This is a genomic window from Rhodococcus sp. C26F (assembly GCF_053345925.1).
In genome coordinates this window covers 168,226-189,989 of the sequence record NZ_JBKFBA010000001.1, presented here as the reverse complement: position 1 = coordinate 189,989, position 21,764 = coordinate 168,226, and the positions used below count along the sequence as shown (strand labels likewise).

General features: G+C 68.6%; 19 protein-coding genes. 12 read left to right on the top strand and 7 right to left on the bottom strand.

Going from position 1 to position 21,764, the window contains the following annotated elements; translation table 11 throughout:
* Window positions 1-5 precede the first annotated feature (5 nt).
* Window positions 6-1,850 (bottom strand): AMP-dependent synthetase/ligase, encoded by a 1,845-nt coding sequence (locus tag ACLBYD_RS00845; protein ID WP_447815044.1) that lies wholly within the window; start codon window positions 1,848-1,850, stop codon window positions 6-8.
* Between the two features lie 67 nt (window positions 1,851-1,917).
* Here ACLBYD_RS00845 and ACLBYD_RS00840 point away from each other — a divergent pair, with 67 nt between their 5' ends.
* Together ACLBYD_RS00840 and ACLBYD_RS00835 are read left to right on the top strand one after the other, a co-directional pair.
* Entirely contained in the window at window positions 1,918-2,301 is a 384-nt protein-coding gene (locus ACLBYD_RS00840) for an ArsR/SmtB family transcription factor (RefSeq protein ID WP_447815043.1), read from the top strand.
* Entirely contained in the window at window positions 2,298-2,924 is a 627-nt protein-coding gene (locus ACLBYD_RS00835) for an SRPBCC family protein (RefSeq protein WP_447815042.1), read from the top strand. Before ACLBYD_RS00840 ends, ACLBYD_RS00835 begins: the two co-directional genes overlap by 4 nt.
* A gap of 34 nt (window positions 2,925-2,958) precedes the next feature.
* On the opposite strand, the gene ACLBYD_RS00830 is transcribed toward ACLBYD_RS00835, so the two are convergent.
* Both ACLBYD_RS00830 and ACLBYD_RS00825 read right to left on the bottom strand, forming a co-directional pair.
* The gene (locus tag ACLBYD_RS00830; protein ID WP_447815041.1) at window positions 2,959-4,104 is read right to left on the bottom strand and encodes an MBL fold metallo-hydrolase; all 1,146 of its coding nucleotides are present in this window, start codon (window positions 4,102-4,104) and stop codon (window positions 2,959-2,961) included.
* Window positions 4,105-4,338: 234 nt separating this feature from the next.
* Window positions 4,339-5,823 (bottom strand): adenylate/guanylate cyclase domain-containing protein, encoded by a 1,485-nt coding sequence (locus tag ACLBYD_RS00825; RefSeq protein WP_447815040.1) that lies wholly within the window; start codon window positions 5,821-5,823, stop codon window positions 4,339-4,341.
* A 133-nt stretch (window positions 5,824-5,956) separates the two neighbouring features.
* Here ACLBYD_RS00825 and ACLBYD_RS00820 point away from each other — a divergent pair, with 133 nt between their 5' ends.
* On the top strand, window positions 5,957-6,688 hold the full coding sequence (locus tag ACLBYD_RS00820; RefSeq protein ID WP_447815039.1) for a GAF and ANTAR domain-containing protein: 732 nt from the start codon (window positions 5,957-5,959) through the stop codon (window positions 6,686-6,688).
* Window positions 6,689-6,754: 66 nt separating this feature from the next.
* On the top strand, window positions 6,755-8,308 hold the full coding sequence (locus tag ACLBYD_RS00815) for a succinic semialdehyde dehydrogenase (protein ID WP_447815038.1): 1,554 nt from the start codon (window positions 6,755-6,757) through the stop codon (window positions 8,306-8,308).
* Here ACLBYD_RS00815 and ACLBYD_RS00810 read toward each other — a convergent pair.
* Window positions 8,277-9,842, bottom strand: a complete 1,566-nt coding sequence (locus tag ACLBYD_RS00810; RefSeq protein WP_447815037.1) for an MDR family MFS transporter — start codon at window positions 9,840-9,842, stop codon at window positions 8,277-8,279. The genes ACLBYD_RS00815 and ACLBYD_RS00810 overlap by 32 nt on opposite strands.
* The gene (locus ACLBYD_RS00805; RefSeq protein ID WP_447815036.1) at window positions 9,839-10,504 is read right to left on the bottom strand and encodes a TetR/AcrR family transcriptional regulator; all 666 of its coding nucleotides are present in this window, start codon (window positions 10,502-10,504) and stop codon (window positions 9,839-9,841) included. The genes ACLBYD_RS00810 and ACLBYD_RS00805 overlap by 4 nt, the downstream gene beginning before the upstream one ends.
* 107 nt (window positions 10,505-10,611) lie before the next feature.
* On the opposite strand from ACLBYD_RS00805, the gene ACLBYD_RS00800 reads away from it, so the two are divergent.
* Window positions 10,612-11,931: an alpha/beta hydrolase-fold protein gene (locus tag ACLBYD_RS00800; RefSeq protein ID WP_447815035.1), complete on the top strand. Its 1,320-nt coding sequence runs from the start codon at window positions 10,612-10,614 to the stop codon at window positions 11,929-11,931.
* A gap of 26 nt (window positions 11,932-11,957) precedes the next feature.
* Window positions 11,958-14,438 (top strand): bifunctional lysylphosphatidylglycerol flippase/synthetase MprF, encoded by a 2,481-nt coding sequence (locus tag ACLBYD_RS00795; protein WP_447815347.1) that lies wholly within the window; start codon window positions 11,958-11,960, stop codon window positions 14,436-14,438.
* A gap of 7 nt (window positions 14,439-14,445) precedes the next feature.
* On the opposite strand, the gene ACLBYD_RS00790 is transcribed toward ACLBYD_RS00795, so the two are convergent.
* Window positions 14,446-15,867 carry a DHA2 family efflux MFS transporter permease subunit gene (locus ACLBYD_RS00790; protein ID WP_064256889.1) on the bottom strand — a complete coding sequence of 474 codons (1,422 nt, stop codon included), beginning with the start codon at window positions 15,865-15,867 and terminating at the stop codon, window positions 14,446-14,448.
* Window positions 15,864-16,637, bottom strand: a complete 774-nt coding sequence (locus ACLBYD_RS00785; protein WP_019290393.1) for a DUF427 domain-containing protein — start codon at window positions 16,635-16,637, stop codon at window positions 15,864-15,866. Before ACLBYD_RS00785 ends, ACLBYD_RS00790 begins: the two co-directional genes overlap by 4 nt.
* Before the next feature lie 177 nt (window positions 16,638-16,814).
* Between ACLBYD_RS00785 and ACLBYD_RS00780 the strand changes: the two genes are divergently transcribed.
* From ACLBYD_RS00780 to ACLBYD_RS00755, 6 genes are all read left to right on the top strand, one after another.
* A complete protein-coding gene (locus ACLBYD_RS00780) occupies window positions 16,815-16,952 on the top strand; it encodes a hypothetical protein (RefSeq protein ID WP_024102620.1) in 138 nt (45 codons plus the stop codon).
* Window positions 16,949-18,568: a phytoene desaturase family protein gene (gene crtI / locus ACLBYD_RS00775; RefSeq protein ID WP_447815034.1), complete on the top strand. Its 1,620-nt coding sequence runs from the start codon at window positions 16,949-16,951 to the stop codon at window positions 18,566-18,568. Before ACLBYD_RS00780 ends, crtI begins: the two co-directional genes overlap by 4 nt.
* Window positions 18,561-19,529 (top strand): phytoene/squalene synthase family protein, encoded by a 969-nt coding sequence (locus ACLBYD_RS00770; RefSeq protein ID WP_024102622.1) that lies wholly within the window; start codon window positions 18,561-18,563, stop codon window positions 19,527-19,529. Before crtI ends, ACLBYD_RS00770 begins: the two co-directional genes overlap by 8 nt.
* 52 nt (window positions 19,530-19,581) lie before the next feature.
* Window positions 19,582-20,166 carry an isopentenyl-diphosphate Delta-isomerase gene (idi, locus tag ACLBYD_RS00765; RefSeq protein ID WP_447815033.1) on the top strand — a complete coding sequence of 195 codons (585 nt, stop codon included), beginning with the start codon at window positions 19,582-19,584 and terminating at the stop codon, window positions 20,164-20,166.
* Between the two features lie 37 nt (window positions 20,167-20,203).
* Window positions 20,204-20,956 carry an ABC transporter permease gene (locus ACLBYD_RS00760; protein WP_447815031.1) on the top strand — a complete coding sequence of 251 codons (753 nt, stop codon included), beginning with the start codon at window positions 20,204-20,206 and terminating at the stop codon, window positions 20,954-20,956.
* Window positions 20,957-21,028: 72 nt separating this feature from the next.
* A partial coding sequence (locus ACLBYD_RS00755) for a biotin carboxylase N-terminal domain-containing protein (protein WP_447815030.1) occupies window positions 21,029-21,764 on the top strand: 736 nt, incomplete at its 3' end.

The window sequence follows — 21,764 nt, the reverse complement described above, 5'->3', positions numbered from 1 at the left end:
GGCCGTCACCCTTCGTAGAGGCCTGCCAGCCTGTCGGCGAAGTTGTCGACGACGACCTTCCTGCGCAGTTTCATGCTCGGCGTCAGATCGCCCGATTCGACCGACAGTTCACGCTCGATGATCGTGAACTTCTTGATCTGCTCCCACCGGTTGAGCTGCAGGTTCAGCTCGTCGGTGTATCCGGAGATCAGATCGTGGGTCTTGTCGTGCCGTGCGATGTCCTCGAACGATCCGCTCACACCGTTCTTGTTCGCCCACTCGCCGATGGATTCCGGATCGAGCGCCACCAGCGCCACGCAGTAGGGCTTGCCCTCGCCGTAGACGACGATCTCCGACGCGTACGGGCACATGCCCTTGAAGGTCGCTGCCAGCGACGACGGGGCGACGTACTTGCCCTGCGACGTCTTGAACATGTCCTTCTTGCGGTCGGTGATGCGCAGGTACCCCTCGTCGTCGAGGCTGCCGATGTCGCCGGTGTGGAACCATCCGTCGTCGGAGAGCGACTCGGCGGTCGCGTCGGGCCGGTTGTGATAGCCGGTCATCACACCCGGGCCGCGGACGAGCACCTCGCCGTCCTCCGCGATGCGGACCTCCGTGCCCGGGACGGGCCAGCCCACCGTGCCGATGCGGTTGGCGTAGGGACGGTTGACGAACGTCGCGGCCGAGGTCTCGGTGAGGCCGTAACCCTCGAGGACGGGGATGCCGACGGCGTCGAACCACTCGCCGACCTCGGGGTTGAGCGCCGCCGAACCGGAGATGAAGAACCGCAGGTGACCGCCGAAGCGTTCGCGGATGGTGGAGAAGACCAGCTTGTCGGCGAGGCCGTGCTGCAGCTTGTCGAGCAGTCCGGGCGACCTGCCGGCCTGCTTCGCCATCGACACCTTCCGGCCCACGCCCACGGCCCAGTCGAAGATCTTCTTCTTGGCGCCGCCTTCCTCCTCCATCATTCCTTCGACGCGCGCGTGGGCCTTCTCGAAGATGCGCGGAGCCGCGCCCATGAAGGTCGGGCGGACGACCGCGAGGTTCTCGACGATCTTGTCGACACGTCCGTCCACCGCGGTGGGAAAGCCGATCTGCAGGGGGAGGGTGAGCAGCACCTTGCCGAAGACGTGCGACAGCGGCAGCCACAGATACTGCAGGTCGTCGGAGCTGAGCATGTGCAGTGCGTCGATGGCGGCGGCCTCGTAGGTCCACGCCGAGTGCGGCAGGCGCACGCCCTTCGGCTTGCCGGTGGTACCCGAGGTGTAGATGAGGGTGGCCAGGTGCTCGGCCCTGATGCTGTGGATGCGGTTGAGCACCGCTCCGGAGTCCTCGGCGAGCAGGCCGCGGCCCAGTTCGGCGAGTTCGTCGAAGTTGATGACCCAATCACCGTCGCCGGTGCCCTCGACGACCACGACCTTCGCCACGTCGGGCAGATCGCTGCGGTGGCTCACGAGCTTCTCGACCTGCCCGGCGTCCTCGGCGATGACGATCCGGCTGCCGGAGTCGGCGACGATGAACGCGACGTCGTCGGCGTGGGTGGTGGGGTAGACGGTGGTGGTCGCGGCGCCCGCGCACATGACGGCGAGGTCGCCGAGCACCCATTCGTAGCGGGTGGACGACGCGAGGGCCACGCGGTCCTCGGCCTCGATACCCAGGGAGATCAGGCCGGCCGCGAGCAGTCGTACCCGATCCCCGGTCTGTTCCCAGGTGACCGACGTCCAGCCGTCCTTCCCGTCGGGGAAGCGGAAGGCCTCGGCGTCGGGTGTGGCGGCCACTCGATCGAGCAACAGGCGGGCGACCGAGGGGGCCCGTTTGTCGATGACCGCTCGGTCGACCTTTTCCTCGGAGACGCGCGTCGTTGTCGTCATATGTCGAAGTCTAGGTAGCGGAACCGTCCTTCTGGCGAATATAAGTAGGAACTTATATAGTGGGTCCATGCACGGGTTCGAGGTCCTCGCAGATCCGGTTCGCCGCCGCATTCTCGAACTGCTCGCGGGCGGTCCGCAGGCGGCCGGTGAGATCGTCGCGACGATCGGCCGGGAGTTCTCGATCTCCCAGCCGGCGGTCTCGCAACATCTCAAGATCCTGCGCGACCAGCGGTTCGCCGCCGTCCACAAGGACGGCACCCGCCGCTACTACGAACTCGATCCCGCGGTCCTCGTCGAACTCGAGGACTGGCTCGCGGGCTTGCATCCCCCGGTCTTCGCGGCGCTGGACGCGCTGGAGACCGAGATCGCGCGCGGCAAGCGTGAGCGGCGGAGCCGCGACGCCGTCCCGCCCGCGGTCCCTGCTTCCGACGAGAGAAGGAAATCCTCATGAAGAACGTGATCACGAGCAACGAGACGAGTCGCCGCACGGTCGGTCGTCGCACCGTCGAGGGCCACGAGGCCAAGGTCGTCACGATCTCGCGCAGCTACCGCACGAGCGCCGAGGACCTGTGGGAGGCGTGCACCGACCCGCAGCGCATCCCCCGCTGGTTCCTGCCCGTCGAGGGCGACCTCGAGGTCGGTGGCCGGTACCAGCTCCAGGGCAACGCCGGCGGTGAGGTCCTCACCTGCGAACCGCCCCGGACGTTCACGGCCACCTGGGAATTCGCTGGTCGCGTGAGCTGGATCGAGGTGTCGGTCCTGCCCGAACCGGGAGACCGGGCGCGCCTGGAACTGACGCACATCGCCCACCCCGACGAGCACTGGGAGCAGTACGGACCCGGCGCGGTCGGTATCGGTTGGGACCAGGCGCTTCTCGGACTCGGACTGCACATCGAAACGGGAGAAGCGGTGGATCCGAAGGAATTCGAGACCTGGTCGATGTCCGAGGAAGGTCTGCAGTTCGTCCGCGACAGCAGCGCGGGCTGGTGCGAGGCCGACATCGCCGCGGGTGAGGACCCCGAACAGGCACGCGCAGCCGCCGAGCGGACGAGTGCGTTCTACACGGGCGGATAGAACCGGGTAGAGCTGCGTCTCCGACGCAAGTGGGTCAGGCGGCGTCTCCGACGCCGATCACGTCGAGGTCGTGGCCGATGACGAGGCGCCCGTCGAATCCGGCGCCGCATCCTTCCCAGGTGGAATCGGGCCGATTGCCCGGGACCATATGCGAGAGCACCAGGGTTCCCACGCCGGCTTCCTGGGCGATCGGGCCGAGATCCTCGATGAGGGTGTGGGATTGGACGAGGTGCTGGTAGAGCCCTTCCTGAGCATCCGTGCGGGGTTCGGGGAACAACGATTCCGGCCAGGCGGGGTCGATCACCTCGTGCACCAGAACATCCGCTCCCCGTGCGAGTTTCACGAGATTGGGGGTGGGGCCCGTGTCCCCGGAGAAGACGATCGACCCGTCGTCGCTGTCGAAACGGTAGGCGAGAGCCGGAAAGACGGGAGCGTGGTCGACCAGGGTCGCGGACACCCGGACACGGTCGTCCTCGAAGAAGGTGAACGGTTCCATGTCGGGACACGGATTGCCGTTCGGATCGGTGAGATACTGCGCCGGTACCGGAACGTCGAAAGCCTCCCACAAGGCGTCGGGCGCCGGCTTGCGGTTGTCGAACAGGCGGTCGTTGAAGTCGGTGGCGAACGCCTGCACGAGCAGGTCGGTCATCTCCCGGGTGCCCGGTGTCGGATTGCCCGGTGCCACAGGTTCCGGTGCGGGGCCCTCCCCGAACAGGGGTGGAAGTACTCCGCGATTGCCCGGGCCGTAGACGGGGATCTTCTCCACGTGCTGCAGTCCGTTGTAGATCCCCTCGGTGAGGATGTTGTTGAGGTCGACGACGTGATCCGAATGGAGATGCGTCAGGAAGATGCCGCCCAGCGCGTCGAGGGGGCCGTCGAGGTCGGTGGCGAAGTTGGGTCCGAGTTCCGCCCCGCGTAGGCGTCGCATGACACCGTGACCGGCGTCGACGAGGTAGTACCGGTCTCCGACCACGACGGCGGAGGAGATGCCTTCGCGTTCGCTCCCGGGCCAGTAGGGAGGACCACCCGAGGTGCCGAGCAGGACCAGGCGTGTCCGTTGCCCTCGATACGGCTCCGGCGTGAACCGGCGATCGGGCGTAGGGGCCGCAGCAGCGGTGTCGGCACCGGGACTGCATGCGGTGGCCACCACGGCCGTCGCGCCGACGGCGAAACTGGCCAACAACTTTCGTCGGGATACTCCGGCCGTGTGCAGCCGTCCCAGAACATCACACATGTACACGCTCCCCTCCGGTCGCGTTGCCGCGAACCGTTCCGCGATCCGATGTGACGCAGACCATATGGCCGGGGTGCGAGGGCGTCGATCCGGTGAGCGCGGTCGTGATCCGGTGAGCGCGGTCGGGCCGAACGATCGTCTGATGTTCGTGCCCGGCCGTTCGTGTTCAGCCGTCCGTGTTCAGCCGTCCGTGCGTCGCCGCTGCCGGGCGTTCGCGTGTGCGGCAGCCGAACGCAGTACCTGCGGCGTGCGTCGCGCCGCCCGGAGAACGGCGCGGTCGAAGGGATTGAGCGAGGCACGTTTCCGTGGCGCCTGCAGGGACGGCTGCCCGCCGGTCAGGGCGAACAGGTGGACCTTGCCCGGCACGCCGGCGAGCCGGTGCGAGCCCCGGTCGGCGAACTGCAGTCCCGATCCGCCGGCCAGCTCGCGCACGTGGCTCGAGACGAGCACCTCGCCGGGACGTGCCGCCGCGCCGATGCGCGCCCCCACGTGCACCGTCAGGCCGGTGACGTCCGTCCCGGTCGGCTCGACGGTGCCGGCGTGCACCCCGGCGCGCACCTCGAACCCGAGGCGGCGGGCCTCCGCGACGATCCGCGCCGCGCACTGCACGGCGGCCACGGGCCCGTCGAACAGACTGAAGGTGCCGTCCCCGACGGTGCTCACCAGCTGCCCACCCGCTTCGGTCACGGCGAACCGCACGTCGCGTTCGTGACGCGCGAGCAGGGCCCGGTAGGAGGCGTCACCGATGCGTGCGAGGAGCTTGGTCGAACCGACGATGTCGGTGAACAGGGTCGCCGCGAAACGTCGGCCGGCATCGACGGGTGGGACGGACCCGCGGACGAGTTCCTCGACCATCGTCTGGACCTGCGACCACGCTTCGCCGAGTGCGGCGCCACGCGGTGACGGCCGGGTGATCACGAGCTTTCCGTGAGGCACCAGATCGGCCAGATGTCTCGCAGGACCCACCGGTATCGAACCCCCGGCGACCAGCACCACCTTCGTCGGGCACTGCACCGAGCCGAGGGCGTGCGAATAGTCGATCCGCAGGCTCGCCTCGAGGTGCGCGCTCATCGTGCTCGGCGACGCGGAGCACCGCTCGAGCATGGCCATCAGCCGGCGGTTGTAGGGACTGTCGACGTGGCCATCGGTCAACGACACGGTGCGTCCCTCGCCCCAGTGTCGGACGGCGTCGCGCCACAGTTCGACGAACTCGGCGATATCGGGCTCCGTCCACCCGTGCGGCGGCCGGTCGTAGTCGAGCAGCGGTTCGCAGTACGGTGCGATCAGCATCAACGCGTTGACCCGTTCGGGAGCGGTCGCCGCGACGAGCACCTGGGGACCGCACGTGCTGTGGATCCCGACGAGGGTGGCGTGCCGGATCTGCTCGGCGTCCATGACGGCGAGGACGTCCTCGGCCTGCTGTTCGATCGTGGGCACGTGGTCGACGGGATCGGAGAGCCCGAAACCGCGGCGCTGGAAGTAGACGGCGCGCGAATAGGTGGCGAGGCGTTCGAAGAGCGAGTGCATGTACGGATCGGTCCACAACAGGTCCAGGTGCATCTGGACCTCGAAGAACCACACGACGTCGGTGGGACCTGTTCCGATCACCCCGTAGGCCAGGTTGTGACCGTCGCGGGGTAGATACCGGGTCACCGGCAAATCCACCAGTCCAGCCTATCGAGGGTAGAACCGAAGAGGTCGTGTTCCGACGAGGGGGCGGCTGTGTAGAAATTGCTTAATCCGGCAATCCGGTCGTCGGATCCGTCGGATGATGAATTCCGCGGAGAAGGGATGGACCATGACACGTTCGTCGGAAGCGGGCGATCTAGGGCGCCGTATGGCGCAGCTCGCTCGCGGTTTCTACCACCCGACGGATCTCGACGAGACCCTGCGTGGCGTGACGGCGGCCGCGGTCGAACTGGTGGAGGGGGCCGATTGCGCCGATATCCTCATCGTGACCGGCCGCAAGCAGTTCCGCTCCCTCGCCGCGACCTGCGAACTTGCCGAACACCTCGACGACATCCAGGAGCAGTTCGGTGAGGGGCCGTGCCTCGATGCGAGCGCGAAGTGCCTCGTGGTGCGCTCCGACGATCTGCGGAAGGAGACGCGCTGGCCGCGTTTCGCGAAGGCCGCGGTGGAGGCGAACGTGCTCAGCACGTTGTCGTTCCAGCTGTATCTCGATCAGGAGAGCATGGGTGCGCTGAACATGTTCTCCTCCCGGGCCGATGCGTTCGATCCGCTCGCGGAGGCGACCGCCGAGGTCCTGGCCGCTCACGGGGCGATGGCGATGAGTGCGGCGCGCACCCAGGGGCAGTTCGCGTCCGCCCTCGCGACCCGCGACATCATCGGGCAGGCCAAGGGCATGATCATGGAACGTTTCGGCATCGACGCCGTCGCAGCGTTCGAACTGCTGCGCAGGCTCTCGCAGGACAGCAACGTCCCGCTCGCCGAGGTGGCCCAGGGAATCGTCCAGGCAGGGCCCGAGCAGCACGACGATCGGGAGAGCGGGCTCGACGCCGCGCCTGTGTGACAGCACACACCCCGCCCGGGTAGGTTTGGTGAAACCGCAAGTACTACTCACCGGTAGGGGTGCATCATGCCAGCTCCGAGCGCTGCGACCTTCCAGCGTCTTGCCGACCTCATCGCGATCCCCGACGCCGCCGAGCGGACCACCCGCCCCGTCGTCGAGGCGTTCACCGGACGGGAACTGGCCACCGTGCCGGTCGGCACGGCCGAGGACGCGAAGGCCGCGATCGACCGGGCCCGCACCGCGCAGGTCGCGTGGGTGAAGCTGCCCGTCGAGAAGCGCGCCGCGATCATGCACCGCTACCGCGAGCTCGTGCTCTCCCGACGCGAGCAGCTCATGGACATGGCGCAGGCCGAGACCGGCAAGTCCCGCGTCTCCGCGCAGGAAGAGGTGCTCGACATCTCGATGACCGCGCGGTTCTACGCGCGCGTCGCACCGAAGCTGCTGCGCCCCCGCAAGGCCACGGGCATGCTGCCGGGCCTGACGAAGACCACCGTCCTGCACCATCCCAAGGGGGTCGTCGGCGTGATCGCGCCGTGGAACTACCCGATGACGCTGGCGGTCTCGGATGCGATCCCCGCCCTGCTCGCCGGCAACAGTGTGGTGCTCAAGCCCGACAGCCAGACGCCCTACTGCGCGCTCGCCGTCGTCGAACTCCTCTACGAGGCCGGTGTTCCCCGCGACGTCTTCGCCGTGGTCACCGGGCCCGGCACCGTGGTGGGCACCGCGATCGTCGAGAACTCCGACTACCTGATGTTCACGGGTTCGTCGGAGACCGGGCGTCTCCTCGCCGAGCAGGCCGGCCGGCGCCTCATCGGGTTCTCCGCCGAACTCGGCGGCAAGAACCCCATGATCGTCACCTCCGGGGTGAACCTGCGCGAGGTCACCGACGCCGCCGTGCGGGCATGCTTCTCGAACTCCGGGCAGCTGTGCATCTCGATCGAGCGGATCTACGTCGAGAAGTCGATCGCCCCCGAGTTCATCCGGATGTTCGGGGCACGGGTGCGCGAGATGTCGCTCGGTCCCGACTACGACTTCGGCACCGAGATGGGCTGCCTCATCAGCGAGAGCCAGATCAAGACGGTGAGCCGGCACATCGAGGACGCCGTCGCCAAGGGCGCGACCGTCGTCGCCGGCGGGAAGACGCGGCCCGACCTCGGACCGCTGTTCTTCGAACCCACCGTGCTCACCGACGTGCCCGAGGACGCCGAGTGCTACCGGAACGAGACGTTCGGCCCGGTGGTGTCGATCTATCCGGTGGAGAACGTCGAAGAAGCGATCCGCGAGGCCAACGACACCGAGTACGGGCTCAACGCGTCGGTGTGGGGCGCGACGAAGGCGCAGGGCGAGGCCATCGCCGCGCGGGTGCGTGCCGGCACGGTGAACGTCGACGAGGGATACGCCCCGGCATGGGGCAGCACCGACGCACCGATGGGCGGTATGGGCATCTCCGGCATGGGACGCCGCCACGGCGCGGAGGGCCTGTACAAGTACACCGAGGCGCAGACGATCGCGACGACGCGCCTGCTCAATCTCGACGGCCCGCGCGGACTTCCGCGGCGGGTGTGGGCGAAGATGCTCGCCCCCTTCGTCAAGTCGATGCAGTGGCTGCCGGGTCGCTAGGAGCCGGATCGTTCTTCCGCACGATGGTGGTCGCGAGGGGCTTCTCGACGACGAGGCACAGCAGGACCCCCGCGACCACCACGAGCGGCGCGATGTACAGGTAGATCGGCACGAGCGCGTCGTTGTACGCCTCGAGGACCGGTTGCCGGAGCGCGTCGGGCAGTGCCCGGACCGCGCCGGGGGTCAGCGAATCGGGATCGTCGATGCCGGTGCCCGACAGTCCACCGGCCAGGCGCGTGGCGAAGACACTGCCTACGACTGCGGAACCGAGGGTCGCGCCGATCTGGCGGAAGTAGTTGTTGCCCGCCGTCGCGGTGCCGACCTCCTCGACGGGGAAGGAATTCTGCACGACCAGCACGAGAAGTTGCATGGACGTGCCGAATCCGACGCCGATCACGGCGAACCAGCAGCCCAGCACCCAGATCGGGGTGTCCGCCCCGAGGGTCGACAGGAGCACCAGACCGGCCGTGACGAAGACCGATCCGATGATCGGGATCCGTTTGTAGCGGCCGGTTCTCGTCACGTACCGTCCCGCCAGCGTCGATGTGAGGAACAGTGTTCCCATCATGGGGAGCATCAGCAGGCCGGCGGCGGTGGCGCTCACGCCCGCGACCATCTGGAGGTAGGTGGGCATGTAGGCGGCCACGCCGAACAGTGCGACGCTCATGACGAATCCGGCTGCGGTGACGAGATCGAAGTTGCGGTCACGGAACAGGTGCAGGCCGATCACGGGTTCGGCGGCACGTCGTTCCACCGCGACGAACAGCACCGCACCGACCGTGGTGGCGGCGATCAGCGCGATCACGACCGGCGACGACCACGGATAGCGTGAACCGCCCCAGGTCGCGACGAGCACGAGAAGTGTCGTGACGACGGACAGCACGGCCATGCCGAGCACGTCGATCCGCCGGCCCGAACCGGAGACGCGGGGCAGACGCAGGAAGACCAGCGCCGCGACGACGGCGACGGCACCGAGCGGCACGTTCATCCAGAACACCCACCGCCAGCCGGGACCCTCGGTGAACCATCCGCCGAGCAGCGGCCCGGCCACCGACGACAGGGCGAAGACGCTGCTCATGATGCCGAGATACTTCCCGCGCTGACGAGCGGGGATCACGTCGGCGATGGTGGCCTGCGACAGCACCATCAGGCCGCCACCACCGGCGCCCTGGACGGCCCGGCCGACGATGAGCCACGTGATGTCCCCGGCGAGAGCGCCGATCGTGGATCCGACGACGAAGATCGTCAATGCGGTGATCAGCAGCGGCTTTCGGCCGAAGAGATCACCGAGTTTGCCGTAGGCGGGCATGGTGATCGTCGACGCCAGGATGTAGGCGGTGATGACCCACAGCATCCGGTCCACTCCGTGCAGTTCGCCGACGATGGTCGGCAGGGCGGGATTCAGCACGGTCTGGTTGAGCGACGCCGCCAGCATCGCGAGCATGAGACCCGCGAAGACGAAGGTGACCCGCGAGGTGCTCTGTTCCGCTGCGGGCGTGTATCTTTCGGTCTCGTCCCGGAGGGGGTCGGTCACGGTCGCGTGACCTCCCGGAACAACAGGCAGGTGCGGTGCAGGACCGAATCGGCATCGGTCTCCGTCTTCCCGGGGGCGGTGAGCAACGGGCGCAGCGCGGAGCGCATGAGGGCGCCGGCGACCGTGACGATCATGTCGGCCGCACCTTCGACGTTGCTTGCGGGCACCGGCGCTCCGTCCGCCGGCGGTGTGGCCGCGAGTCGTTCGGTGACGAGTTCGGCGACGACGGCCTCGACGTCGTCGATGTGCTGGAAGCGTCTGCGCGCGAGCTCGGGATGGCGGTCCATGAGGGCGATGTACTCGTCGTAACCGATCGCGCGACGGCTCGCCGCGGCGCGGAAGACCGCAAGGAGCAGGAAGGCGACCTTCTCCACGAGGTCGTCGCCCGGCGTGAAGTCGAAACCGTCGGCGACGGCGTCGTCGATGACGGGGGAGGACAGGCCGAGCACGGCGTCCTCCTTCGACCGGAAGTAGTTGAAGAAGGTGCGTGGAGAAACCTCCGCTTGTTCTGCGATGGTCTCGACGGTGATGTCGGACAGGCGGGTGTGGCGTGCTGCGGCTTCGGCGGCGGCCAGGTGGATCGCCGTCCACGTGCGCACGCGTTTACGTTCGCGGTGGGAGAGCGTCATGGTGCGGACGTCGTCCGCCGCAGCTGCAGTCATGAAGTTTTACAGTAGCGCAAATTCTCGAAATCGTAAACTATGTTCTTTAGTATGAGAGTGGCATTCTCTCATCGGTTCTCCCTGCAGGGTCGCGCATACTGATCGCCATGTCCGCGACCGGGATGGCGAACGGGGTGCTGGGGATACCGCTGACCACCCCGACGGCGACCGTGGTGTTCGCGATCCTCGCCGTCATCGGGCTGATCGTGTTGCTCGTCCGCCGCTACCGGGCGTGGTTCGTACGGGGAGTGCCCCTCGCCGTGACGGTCGCCCTCGGCCTGACGGCAGTGGCCGCGCTCCTGGTCGAGAAGGTCTGGAAGCCGTTCCCGGATCGTCTGCCGTGGGCGGTGTACGGATGGGTGGCAGTGGCACTGCTCGCCGTCTCGCTGTTGAGCGGACGATGGTTCGTGCGACGTCGCGACCGGGCCCGCCCACTCGTCGCGACGGCACTCGTGGTGTCGGCGGTACTCGTCGTGATCTCCGCCGCGGGCCGGATCGACGCGGTCTACGACGCCTATCCCACCGTTCGGGCTGTTCTCGGAATCAGCGACTACCGGACCGTCCCCTTCGACGACCCCTCTCTCCGAGCATCGCAGACCGTGCCGGTGGAGGACTGGTCGGCGCCGGACGACCTGCCTGCGACCGGGGCGGTCACCTCTGTGACGATTCCCGGAACGGTCTCCGGATTCCGGGCGCGGGAAGCCCGCGTCTATCTCCCGCCGGCCTACTTCTCGGATCCACGACCGGAACTGCCGGTGCTGGTACTGCTCGCCGGACAGCCCGGCAGTCCGGAGGACTGGCTCGTGGGCGGACATCTCCCGTCCACCATGGACGCCTATGCCGCGCAGCATCACGGCCTGGCGCCGGTCGTCGTGCTCGCGGACGGCACCGGAGGTCAGTTCGACAACCCGTTGTGCGTCGACTCGCATCTCGGCAACGTGGCGACCTATCTGGCCGTCGACGTTCCGGCGTGGGTACGGGACGACCTGCAGGTCGACGACGACCCACGGGCACGGGCCGTGGGCGGACTCTCGTACGGCGGAACGTGCGCACTGCAACTCGCGACCACCCGGCCGGACGTCTACCCGACCTTCCTGGACATGTCGGGACAGGCCGAGCCGACCATCGGTGACCGGGCGTCGACGATCCGGGACGTGTTCGGTGGTGATGCGGAAGCATTCGCGCGCAACAATCCTGCCGACCTGCTCGCACGCAATCGGTATCCCGATTCCGCCGGTGCTTTCGTGGTGGGACTCGACGATTCCGAATACCGTGCCGGGGTGGAACAACTCGCTTCGGCGGCTCGGAGCGCGGGGATGCACGTCCACCTCACCGAACTGCCGGGCACACACAGCTTCGCCCTGTGGTCCGCAGGGCTCGAGAAGGAGTTGCCATGGCTCGCACAACGGCTCGGGCTCGGCAACTGATGCGCCGCACAGGGGCGGGGGTGCTGATGTCCCGCACAGGGACGGTGGTGCTCCGGGCGCCCGTCTCGTGCGGACTGCTCGTGCTGATCTGGTTCCTGGCGGTCGTCACCGGTTCTGTGAGGAGCGGGCCGTCGCACGCAACGGCATCCGAGATGTCGCTCGGGATCCCGAATATCACCGACGGCCACCTGTGGACACTGTGGACTTCAGGGTTGTTCGCCTCCGGTCCCGGTGAGTATGTGCTCGGAAGCATTGCGATCCTCGCCGTCGCGGTGCCGGTCGAACGTCGCATCGGCAGTCGCAGGTTCACGCTCGCCGCGCTCGTCTCACAGGGCCTGGGCGCGGCACTCGCATTGCTCGTGGCTCAGGTCGCCTCCCTGGTGCCGAACCTGTGGGGCAGGGAGCTGCACACCCACCTCACCGAGGACCCGCTGGCGTGGGTGCTCGGCGTCCTGCTCGCCTCCACCACCGCGATGGGCACCCTGTGGCGTCGCCGCATCCGGACACTCCTGCTGGTGTTCCTGGTGACCGCAGCCTTGTTCGCCGGACACCTGCAGGACGTGAACAGGGTGACCGTCGCGCTGGCCGGGTTGCTCGCCGGCCCGCTCCTGTTCGGACGCGGTGTGCGCCGTCCTGTGCTCGGCGGCACCATCCGGGAGCGCCGCACGCTCGTCGCGCTCGTGGTCGCAGCGAGCGTGCTCGGCCCGATCTTCGCGGCGCTCTCCCCACACTCGATCGGACCGCTGTCCGCGCTACGCGAGCTGTTCGAGCAGGTTCCCTACACCCCGCGAGAACTCGTCGAGGTGTGTGCCGATCCCGCGCTGCACGACGAGTGCAGGAAAGGGCAACAGGCCCTTCGGCTCTCCGGTGCAGGTCCGCTCGTCGCGAATCTCATGCCGTCGGTACTGCTGCTGATCGGTGCCGAAGGGCTGCGTCGAGGGCGGCGGGCAGCATGGTTCCTCTCGGTCGGAGGACACATCGTGCTGATCGTCGTGGCCGCCGCGAGCACGATCGTCCGCGTGACCGAACAGGACGAGACCCGCTCCCTGCTGTACGGAATCCACCGGCACAGCTCCGTATCCATGGAACTCGCGCCGCTCCTCGCGCTGGTCTCCGTGCTCGCCCTGTTGCTGCTGACCCGCACCCTGTTCGATGTCCGTGCACCGCAGGGAACCTATCGCCGGGTATGGGCCGGAACCGCAGCCGCCGCAGGCATCGCGCTCGTGACGTACGTGGTGGTGGGCACGCTGGTGGCGGACGGGTTCGATCGTGATCCCGGCATCGGCACCTTGCTCCGCGACGCGCCGCGCCGGCTCCTTCCGCCGGTCTACCTCCAGCTCTTCGAGCCTCCCGTGATGCCCCTCGACACCGCCGCCACCCTGTTGTTCGAGTGGATCGGCGTGATCGTCTGGGTCGCCTTCTGCGTGCTCCTGTGGCGCAGCTTCCTCGTGCCCCCTGCCGGGGTCGACCTCGGCGACGAGCAGCGGGTGCGAGAACTCCTGCACGACCCGGGCGGCGGATCGATGTCGTGGATGACCACCTGGGCGGGGAATCGGTACTGGTTCGGCACCGACGGCAGGCACGCCGTGGCGTATCGGGTCCACTCGGGTGTCGCCCTGACGGCGACGGATCCGATCGGTGAGCGCGCCTCGATGACCGAGGCGATCGACGAGTTCGCGGCGTACTGCCTCGGCAACGGATGGACACCGTGCCTGTACTCGGTGGGCGAGGAGACGGCGACGATCGCCCGGGACCACGGTTGGACCTGTTTGCAGGTGGGTGAGGAGACCGTCGTCGATCTCGCGGACCTCGCCTTCAAGGGCAAGAAGTTCCAGGACGTCCGCACCGCCCTCAACCGTGCTGCCAAGGACGGGATCGAAGCGCGATGGACGACCTTCGCCGCCGCGCCGCTGTCGGTGACCGAGCAGATCGTCGACATCTCCGAGGAATGGGTGGCCGACAAGGGACTGCCCGAGATGGGGTTCACGCTCGGAGGAGTCGCCGAACTGCGCGATCCCGAAGTCCGGTTGCTGCTCGCGGTCGACGCGAACGACCACGTCCATGCGATCACGTCGTGGATGCCGGTCCACCGGGACGGGAAGGTGGTCGGGCTGACGCTGGACTTCATGCGGCGACGTTCGGACGGCTTCCGGCCGGCCATGGAATTCCTCATCGCCTCCGCGGCACGGTCCGCCGCCGACGAGGGCCTCGAATTCCTGAGCTTGTCGGGGGCACCCCTCGCGAGTGTGGACGGTGGGTCCGGACTCGACCGAGGAGCCCTCGACGCCTTGCTCGATCTGCTCGGCCGCACGCTCGAACCGGTATACGGATTCCGCTCGCTGCTGGCGTTCAAGGCGAAGTTCCAGCCCCGTTACCGCCCGCTGTACATGGTGTTCCCGGACCCGGCGGCGCTGCCGACCATCGGGATCGCGGTCGGTCGTGCCTATCTTCCCCATATGTCCCTGGAGGAAGGCGGACGCCTGGTCACGCACCTGTTGCGCCGATGACGGTTGCTCACGCACCCGTTGCGCTGGTGACGGTGGAACTCTCTCGGAAACGGGAGACCGCCACCAGTCCCACCAGGAGGAAGACCACCGGGAGCAACACCGCATTGCCCATCGCGGCACCGAACCCGAGCGTCCCCTCACCCATCTGCATCACCGCGCCGAGGGCGGCCGCACCGAGTACCGCACCGACCTGCCGGGCGGTGTTGTACACACCCGATCCGGCGCCTACGAGGTCACCGGGCAGGTCGCGCAACGCGATCGTCGAGTTCGGGGCCCAGCACAACGAGTTCGCGAAACCGAGCAGCACGATCGGGATCAGGAGCCAGCCGACGGTGGCCTCGAGATGCATCGCCACACCGAACGACAGCATCGCCGCGATCATCGCGGAGAAACCGATCCGGGAGATCCGGCCCGGCGCGACCCGGTCGGTGACCCGCCCGATCAAGGGCGCCATGATCACCGAGATCACGCCCATCGGTACCAGCATCAGACCTGCGACCTGCGCGGACAGTCCCTGACCCACCTGCAGGTAGAGCATGATCGGCAGGTTCACGGCGTAGACGGTGAAACCCAGCGTCGCCACGGCGGTCACCCCGAGGGTGAAGTTGCGGCGGGTGAACAACCCGAGCGGGGCCAGCGCCTCGGTGCCGCGGGCCACCGCGGTCCGCTGCAGACGCACGAACATCCCGAACGCCACGATCCCGATACCGAGGACGACCCACACCCACACGGTCCAGCCGACATCGGGACCCTGCTGCAGGGAGAAGATCACGCCGGTGACCGCGACCAGCGAGACGACGGCGCTCAGCACGTCGATGCGACGCGCCCCGGTCGGCAGTTTCGGCACGTACCGCGCGACCATCACCAGAGAGATCAGGCCCAGCGGGATGTAGACGAAGAAGACCCACCGCCACCCACCGGTACCGACGAGCACCCCACCGAGGACGGGCCCGAACAGACCCGCCGAGCTGGCCACCGCGCTCCACACACCGGTGGCGGCACCGCGCCGGTCGTGCGCGAAGATCCGGTGGATGATGCTCAGCGGTTGCGGGTTGATCAGCGACCCGCCGAGCCCCTGCACCGCACGCAGCGCGATCAGCCACTCGATCGTCGGAGCCATCGAGCACGCGAAGGCCGCGGCCGTGAAGATCGCCATGCCCACCAGGTAGACGTTGCGCTGACCGAAACGGTCGCCGAGACGACCGGTGACCAGCAGCGGCACCGCGAAGGTCAGCAGATAGGCCGCCGACACCCACACCACCTGGTTGATGCTCGCGTCCAGATCCTCGCGGATACGCGGCAGCGACACCGCGACGAGCGATTGGTCGAGCAGGGTGATGAACAGACCCACGCACAGGGCCGCCAGTGCGCGCCAGGCCCGCGGCTCGGGGATCGGGGCAGCGCTGCGTCCCGCAGCCGACGCACTCACTCCTCGACCGTGATCTCCGCGGCGTCGTCGTAGAAGCACACGTATCCCTCGATGGGCTCCATGCCGGGGAACGGCTCGGGATACGACCATGCGACGTTCTCGGCAGGCGGTGTGCCGGAGAACGACCAGTACCGGGCGACGCCCTTGTAGGGGCAGCTCGTCCGCCACTCGGATTCCTCGAGCACCGAGAAGTCGACGTCCTCGGGAGGGAGGTAGTAGCGGGTCGGGAGGCCGGTCTCGAACACGAGTACGGGGTTGCGGGTCTCGGCGACCACGACGTCGCCGATGGTCACCCGCACGTGCCGGGAGCTGCGCAGGGCGTCGACGCGGTGATAGGGATCGCGTGGATGGGTGAACACTTCGGTCTCCTCCTCGAACCACCGTTCGCCCTCGTCGACGTCGTCGCCCGGCCCGGTCTCGCCCCACCGGAACCACTGGAAGACGAGACGGTCGTCGAGACCGTCGACGTCGAGCTGGCAGACCGGTGAATAGGCCCGATGGTCGCGGACGACGATGTCGTACCACTGCCAGACGTCCTGTCGGGAGCGGCTCGGTGACAGGGAGGCCGCGATCAGGTCGAGCCGGACGTCCTCGCGGGGGAAGGCATAGAACGGAACGGGCTTGCCGGGTGCCCACACCAGCACGGCCCGGGTGCTGTCGACCACCGTCCGGCCGAACCACTCACCTCTGATCCTGCGATCGACGGGTTCGTAGAGGTAGTCGTCGGTCTCCGACGGCCGTCGGAGCACAGCGGTCTTGCGGGCAGCCATACCTCGACCGTATCGCGCCCGTCCAGGGCCGGGACGAATCCGCAGACCCGACCCATCCGCTCGACGACGGGCTCCGAATACGGGGAGAGACGGCGTGAGGGCCGTCACCCGAACCGACCGACACGAACCACTACGCACGCCCACGCGGCTCAGGCGACGACCAGAGGAACACCGATCATGCCCAACTACGAAACCCGGCAGAACGAGAATCGGCACCCGCACCCGCACCCGTCCGTAGGTTTCCTCCAGCTGTTCATGGAAGCGCGCACGCGCACGGAGCAGACGACCCCGCGCGCGCAGGGAGGCAAGGCGTGAGGTCCGTCGGCGGCTCCGTCGAGTCCGTCGTCGTGGTGGGTGCGGGCCTCGCGGGACTGTCCGCGGCGCTCCACCTCACCGGTGCCGGCAAGCGCGTCACCGTCCTCGAACGCGAGAACACGGTCGGTGGTCGCGTGGGTACGTACCCGGTGTTCGAGGACGGGCGGCATCTCTACGACATCGACAACGGCGCCAGTGTGCTGACGATGCCGAACCTCATCGCCGACGCGCTCGCGGCCGTCGGGGAATCCTTCGACTCGACCATCCCGGCGCTCGACCTCACCCCGCTCGCACCCGGCTACCACGCGCGCTTCGCCGACGGCACCGCCCTGAACGTGTACTCCGATCCGGACGAGATGACCGCCGAGATCGCGCGCGTGTGCGGTTCCGAGGAGGCCGGCGGATACCGGCGGCTGCGCCGCTGGCTCGCGTCGATCTTCGACGCCGAGTTCGACCGCTACATCGACTCCAACTTCGATTCGCCGCTCGACCTCGTGTCGACACCCGCGGCGCTGCGCGACACCGCCAACCTCGTCCGGCTCGGCGGCTTCGGCCGGCTCGGATCGCGCGTCGGGTCGTTCATCCGGGACGACCGGCTCCGGCGAATCTTCACCTTCCAGGCCCTGTACGCGGGCACCGCACCGTCGACGGCCCTGGCGGTCTACGGCGCCATCGCCCACATGGACACCTCGCTCGGCGTCTACTTCCCGAGGGGCGGCATGTCCACCATCGCCGCCGCGATGGTCGATGCGCTCGTCCGCAACGGCGGCACCGTGCACACCGGGGTCGAGGTGTCGGAACTCCGCGTCGACGGCGGCCGCGCGAAGAGCGTGCGTTCCGCGGACGGCCGGGAGTTCGCCGCCGACGCCGTCGTCCTCACCGTGGACCTGCCCGTGGTCGACGACCTGCTGCTGCGCGCCGGGGTCCCGCCGCGCCGCCGCGCCCGCAACGCCACCGTCGCGTCGCCCTCGGCCGTCGTCTTCCACGGCACGGTGCCCACCGAGGTGACGCAGGCCTGGCCGGATTCCCACCACACCATCGATTTCGGTGAGGAGTGGGCGGAGACCTTCGCGCGGATCACCGCACCGCGCGGCCGCGGCCGGTTGATGGCCGATCCGTCCCTGCTCATCACGCGACCTGCCGTGACCGATCCGTCCCTGCGGGTCGTGCGCGGCGGTGTCGAGTGCGAACCGGTCTCGGTGCTGGCTCCGTGCCCGAATCTCGCTGCCGCACCCCTCGATTGGGACCGACTCGGCAGGCCGTACATGCGGGAGATCCAGCAGGTCCTCGAGCAGCGCGGCTATCGGGGACTCGCGAGTTCGATGCGAGTCGACCACATCGACACCCCGCAGACCTGGGCCGACAAGGGCATGCTCGACGGCAGCCCCTTCTCGGCGGCGCACCTGTTCCGGCAGACCGGGCCCTTCCGCCGCCCGAACCTCGTGCACGGCGTCGACAATGTCGTCCTCGCCGGGTCGGGTACCACGCCGGGTGTCGGCGTCCCGACCGTGCTCATCTCCGGACGTCTTGCCGCAGAACGTATCTCCGGTGGTGCGACTGCCGGGCCTACGACGATGTCGATTCCGATGGAAGCAGGTGCGGTTGCTCATGGGTGAACTCGACGGGATCGATCCCGATCTGCACGAGGCGTATCAGCTGTGCCGTGAGCTCAACCGGCGTCACGGCAAGACCTACTTCCTCGCGACCCGCATCTTCCCGGCGTCCAAACGGGCCGGGGTGCACGCCCTCTACGGTTTCGCGCGGATGGTCGACGACATCGTCGACGTGAAACCGGTCGACGCGGCACCGGTTCTCGACGCGCTCGAACGCCGTCTGTCCGACGCGCTCGGGGGCAGGCCGCCGACCTACGACGAATTCGGTCTCGTGCTGCGGGCCCTCGTCGACACCACGCAGCGGTACGACATCCCGCACGAGTACTACTACGCCTTCCTGCGGTCGATGCGGATGGACATCCCCGGCACCGAACTGTTCCGGTCGCGGTACCGCACGATGGACGAACTGTCGGAGTACATGTACGGCTCGGCCGCCGTCATCGGGCTGCAGATGCTGCCCATCCTCGGGATCGAGGGCGAACGCGAACGGGCCGAGGCTCCCGCCGCCGCACTCGGTGAGGCCTTCCAGCTCACCAACTTCATCCGCGACATGGGTGAGGACCTCGACCGCGACCGCATCTACCTGCCCACCGACATCCTCGCCGCCTTCGACGTGGACGAGGACCTGCTGTGGCACTGCCGCCGGACCGGGCAGCGCGACGTGCGGCTCGAACGCGCCCTCGCGCACCTGATCGCGCACACCCGCTCGATCTACCGTGTGGCCGAACCGGGCATCGACCTGCTCGACCCCACGGTGCGCCCCGCGATGCGGACCGCCTTCGTCCTCTACGGCGACATCCTGCGGGCGGTGGAAGAGAGCGGATACCGGGTACTCCACCAGCGCGCACGCGTGTCGCGGCGCCGGCGATTGTCGGTGGCGGCACCGCGGCTGGCCTCGGCCGGTTGGACCACGCTGCGTTCACGGTCGAGACTGGGGACGCCCACCGCGCCGCTCGGCCGGTGAGGCCCGCCCGGCCGAGCCGGCATTCGGACACGAATACAGAACAGGACATCACATGGAACAGGTCGTGCTGCTCGACGACGCAGGCCGCGCGGTCGGGATCGAGCCGAAGGCCACGGTGCACACCACCGACACCCCGCTGCACCTCGCCTTCTCGTCGTACGTCTTCGACCCCCGCGGCAACGTTCTGCTCACCCGGCGCGCCCTGGACAAGTCGACCTTCCCCGGTGTCCTGACGAACAGCTGCTGCGGTCATCCGGCGCCCGACGAGCCGCTCACCGAGGCCGTGCGCCGCCGGCTGCGTCAGGAACTCGGGCTCCATGTGCACGACATCGAGGTGGTCCTGCCGTCCTTCCGCTACCGGGCGGTGATGGACAACGGCATCGTGGAGAACGAGATCTGCCCGGTCTTCCGCGTGCTCTACGACGGGCCGGCGCCCACCCCCGAGCCGTCGGAGGTGCACGACACCGAATGGGTCGACTGGACGGAGTTCTCCGAGGACGTCGTCGAGGGACGCCGTGAGGTGTCGGTGTGGTGCCGCGAGCAGATGGAGCAGCTCCGCACGCTCGGCCCCGATCCGCTGCACTGGCCCGTGGCGTCCACCGCGGATCTGCCGCACGCCGCGCCCGAGCGCCGATAGGGCCTCACCCGACGACCGGGACGTTAACGTCGACCCTGTGATCGACCCGACCGTCCTGATCCGCACGATCATCGGCATCCTCGCCCTCGCCGTGATCTCGACGGCGGTGCTGTGGGCGTTCCGGGTCCCGCACCGATTCGCGCCCGTCGGTGCCATCGCCCGCGGTGCGGTGCAGCTCGCGCTCATCAGCGTCGTGCTCTCCGGGGTCATCACCGACGCCCGGTGGGTCGCGGTGGTGCTCGTCGTGATGTTCACCGTCGCGTGGTGGACGGCCTGCCGGCGGATCGGGAACGAGGCCGTCGTGCGCGGGGCGACGGCCGTCGCGATGTCGACCGGTGTGCTCGTGTCGGCAGGCATCGTCTTCGCGACCGGCGCGGTGGAGGCCACCCCGCGCTACGCGCTCGCGCTCGGCGGCATCATCATCGGCAACACCATGACGGTCGCGGCCCTCGCCGGTCGCCGCTTCCACGAAACCGTCGACGACCACTGGCCCGAGGTGGAGGGCTGGCTCGCACTCGGCGCGACCATGCGGCAGGCGACACTCTCACCCGCACGTTTCGCCGTGCACGCGGCGATGATCCCGTCGACCGACCAGACGAAGACGACCGGTCTGGTGACGCTGCCCGGCGCCTTCGTCGGCGCGATCTTCGGCGGGTTGTCGCCGGTGGAGGCCGGACGGTTCCAGGTGGTCGTGCTCGCCGCGATCATGGCGACGGCGTCGATCACGTCCGTGCTGATGGCGCTCGGTCTCGGTCGCGCCCTGCGCTACCGTCCCGTGGTCGTTGCGTGAGACGGCGGTCTGCGGTGCGGGTGCCGACCGGAGTAGGAGTTGATACAACCGCTGCCGAGGGAAGGATCGTCGATGTTGCTCGTAGCCAACCGGGGTGAGATCGCGTTGCGTGTCGTCCGCACGGCCGGGGACCTCGGACTCGACACCGTCGCCGTCCACGCCGCGGACGACGCCGACGCTCCGCACGTCCGCGCCGCCACGCGAGCCGAGGCCCTGCCGGGGACAGGTCCCTCGGCCTATCTCGACCCCGGGGCGATCGTCGGGGTCGCCCGGGCGACCGGATGCACGCTCGTGCATCCCGGTTACGGATTCCTCAGCGAGAACGCCGCCTTCGCGCAGGCCTGCGCGGACGCCGGGCTCACCTTCGTCGGGCCGTCCCCGGAAGCACTGCGCGTCCTCGGCGACAAGCGGGCCGCCCGCTCGGTGGCGGAGGAACTCGGCATCCCGGTGACCGCTGCCGTCGAGACGACGGATCCGGAGTCCGTGCGGGCCTTCCTGCGCGACCGTCCGGGCGGGATCGTCGTCAAGGCACTGTCGGGTGGTGGGGGTCGCGGCATGCGCGTGGTCCGCGATGCCGCCGATCTCGACGAGGCGCTCCGGCTCGCCGCTGCCGAAGCGCACGCCGCCTTCGACGACGACCGGCTGTACGCCGAGGCGCTCGTCGAGCGTGCCCGCCACGTCGAGGTGCAGGTCGTGGCTGCCGAGTCGGGGTCGGATACCCGCGCGGTGGCGTTGGGCGATCGCGACTGCAGCGTGCAGCGCCGGCACCAGAAGCTCGTGGAGATCGCACCCGCGCCCGACCTGCCCG

What these genes read in the sequence shown, in the direction of transcription:
- ACLBYD_RS00845 (WP_447815044.1), bottom strand. Translation starts at nt 1,850, where the DNA reads ATGACGACAACGACGCGCGTCTCCGAGGAAAAGGTCGACCGAGCGGTC.
- ACLBYD_RS00840 (WP_447815043.1), top strand. Translation starts at nt 1,918, where the DNA reads ATGCACGGGTTCGAGGTCCTCGCAGATCCGGTTCGCCGCCGCATTCTC.
- ACLBYD_RS00835 (WP_447815042.1), top strand. Translation starts at nt 2,298, where the DNA reads ATGAAGAACGTGATCACGAGCAACGAGACGAGTCGCCGCACGGTCGGT.
- ACLBYD_RS00820 (WP_447815039.1), top strand. Translation starts at nt 5,957, where the DNA reads ATGACACGTTCGTCGGAAGCGGGCGATCTAGGGCGCCGTATGGCGCAG.
- ACLBYD_RS00815 (WP_447815038.1), top strand. Translation starts at nt 6,755, where the DNA reads ATGCCAGCTCCGAGCGCTGCGACCTTCCAGCGTCTTGCCGACCTCATC.
- ACLBYD_RS00805 (WP_447815036.1), bottom strand. Translation starts at nt 10,504, where the DNA reads ATGACTGCAGCTGCGGCGGACGACGTCCGCACCATGACGCTCTCCCAC.
- ACLBYD_RS00800 (WP_447815035.1), top strand. Translation starts at nt 10,612, where the DNA reads ATGTCCGCGACCGGGATGGCGAACGGGGTGCTGGGGATACCGCTGACC.
- ACLBYD_RS00795 (WP_447815347.1), top strand. Translation starts at nt 11,958, where the DNA reads ATGTCCCGCACAGGGACGGTGGTGCTCCGGGCGCCCGTCTCGTGCGGA.
- ACLBYD_RS00785 (WP_019290393.1), bottom strand. Translation starts at nt 16,637, where the DNA reads ATGGCTGCCCGCAAGACCGCTGTGCTCCGACGGCCGTCGGAGACCGAC.
- ACLBYD_RS00780 (WP_024102620.1), top strand. Translation starts at nt 16,815, where the DNA reads ATGCCCAACTACGAAACCCGGCAGAACGAGAATCGGCACCCGCACCCG.
- ACLBYD_RS00770 (WP_024102622.1), top strand. Translation starts at nt 18,561, where the DNA reads ATGGGTGAACTCGACGGGATCGATCCCGATCTGCACGAGGCGTATCAG.
- idi (WP_447815033.1), top strand. Translation starts at nt 19,582, where the DNA reads ATGGAACAGGTCGTGCTGCTCGACGACGCAGGCCGCGCGGTCGGGATC.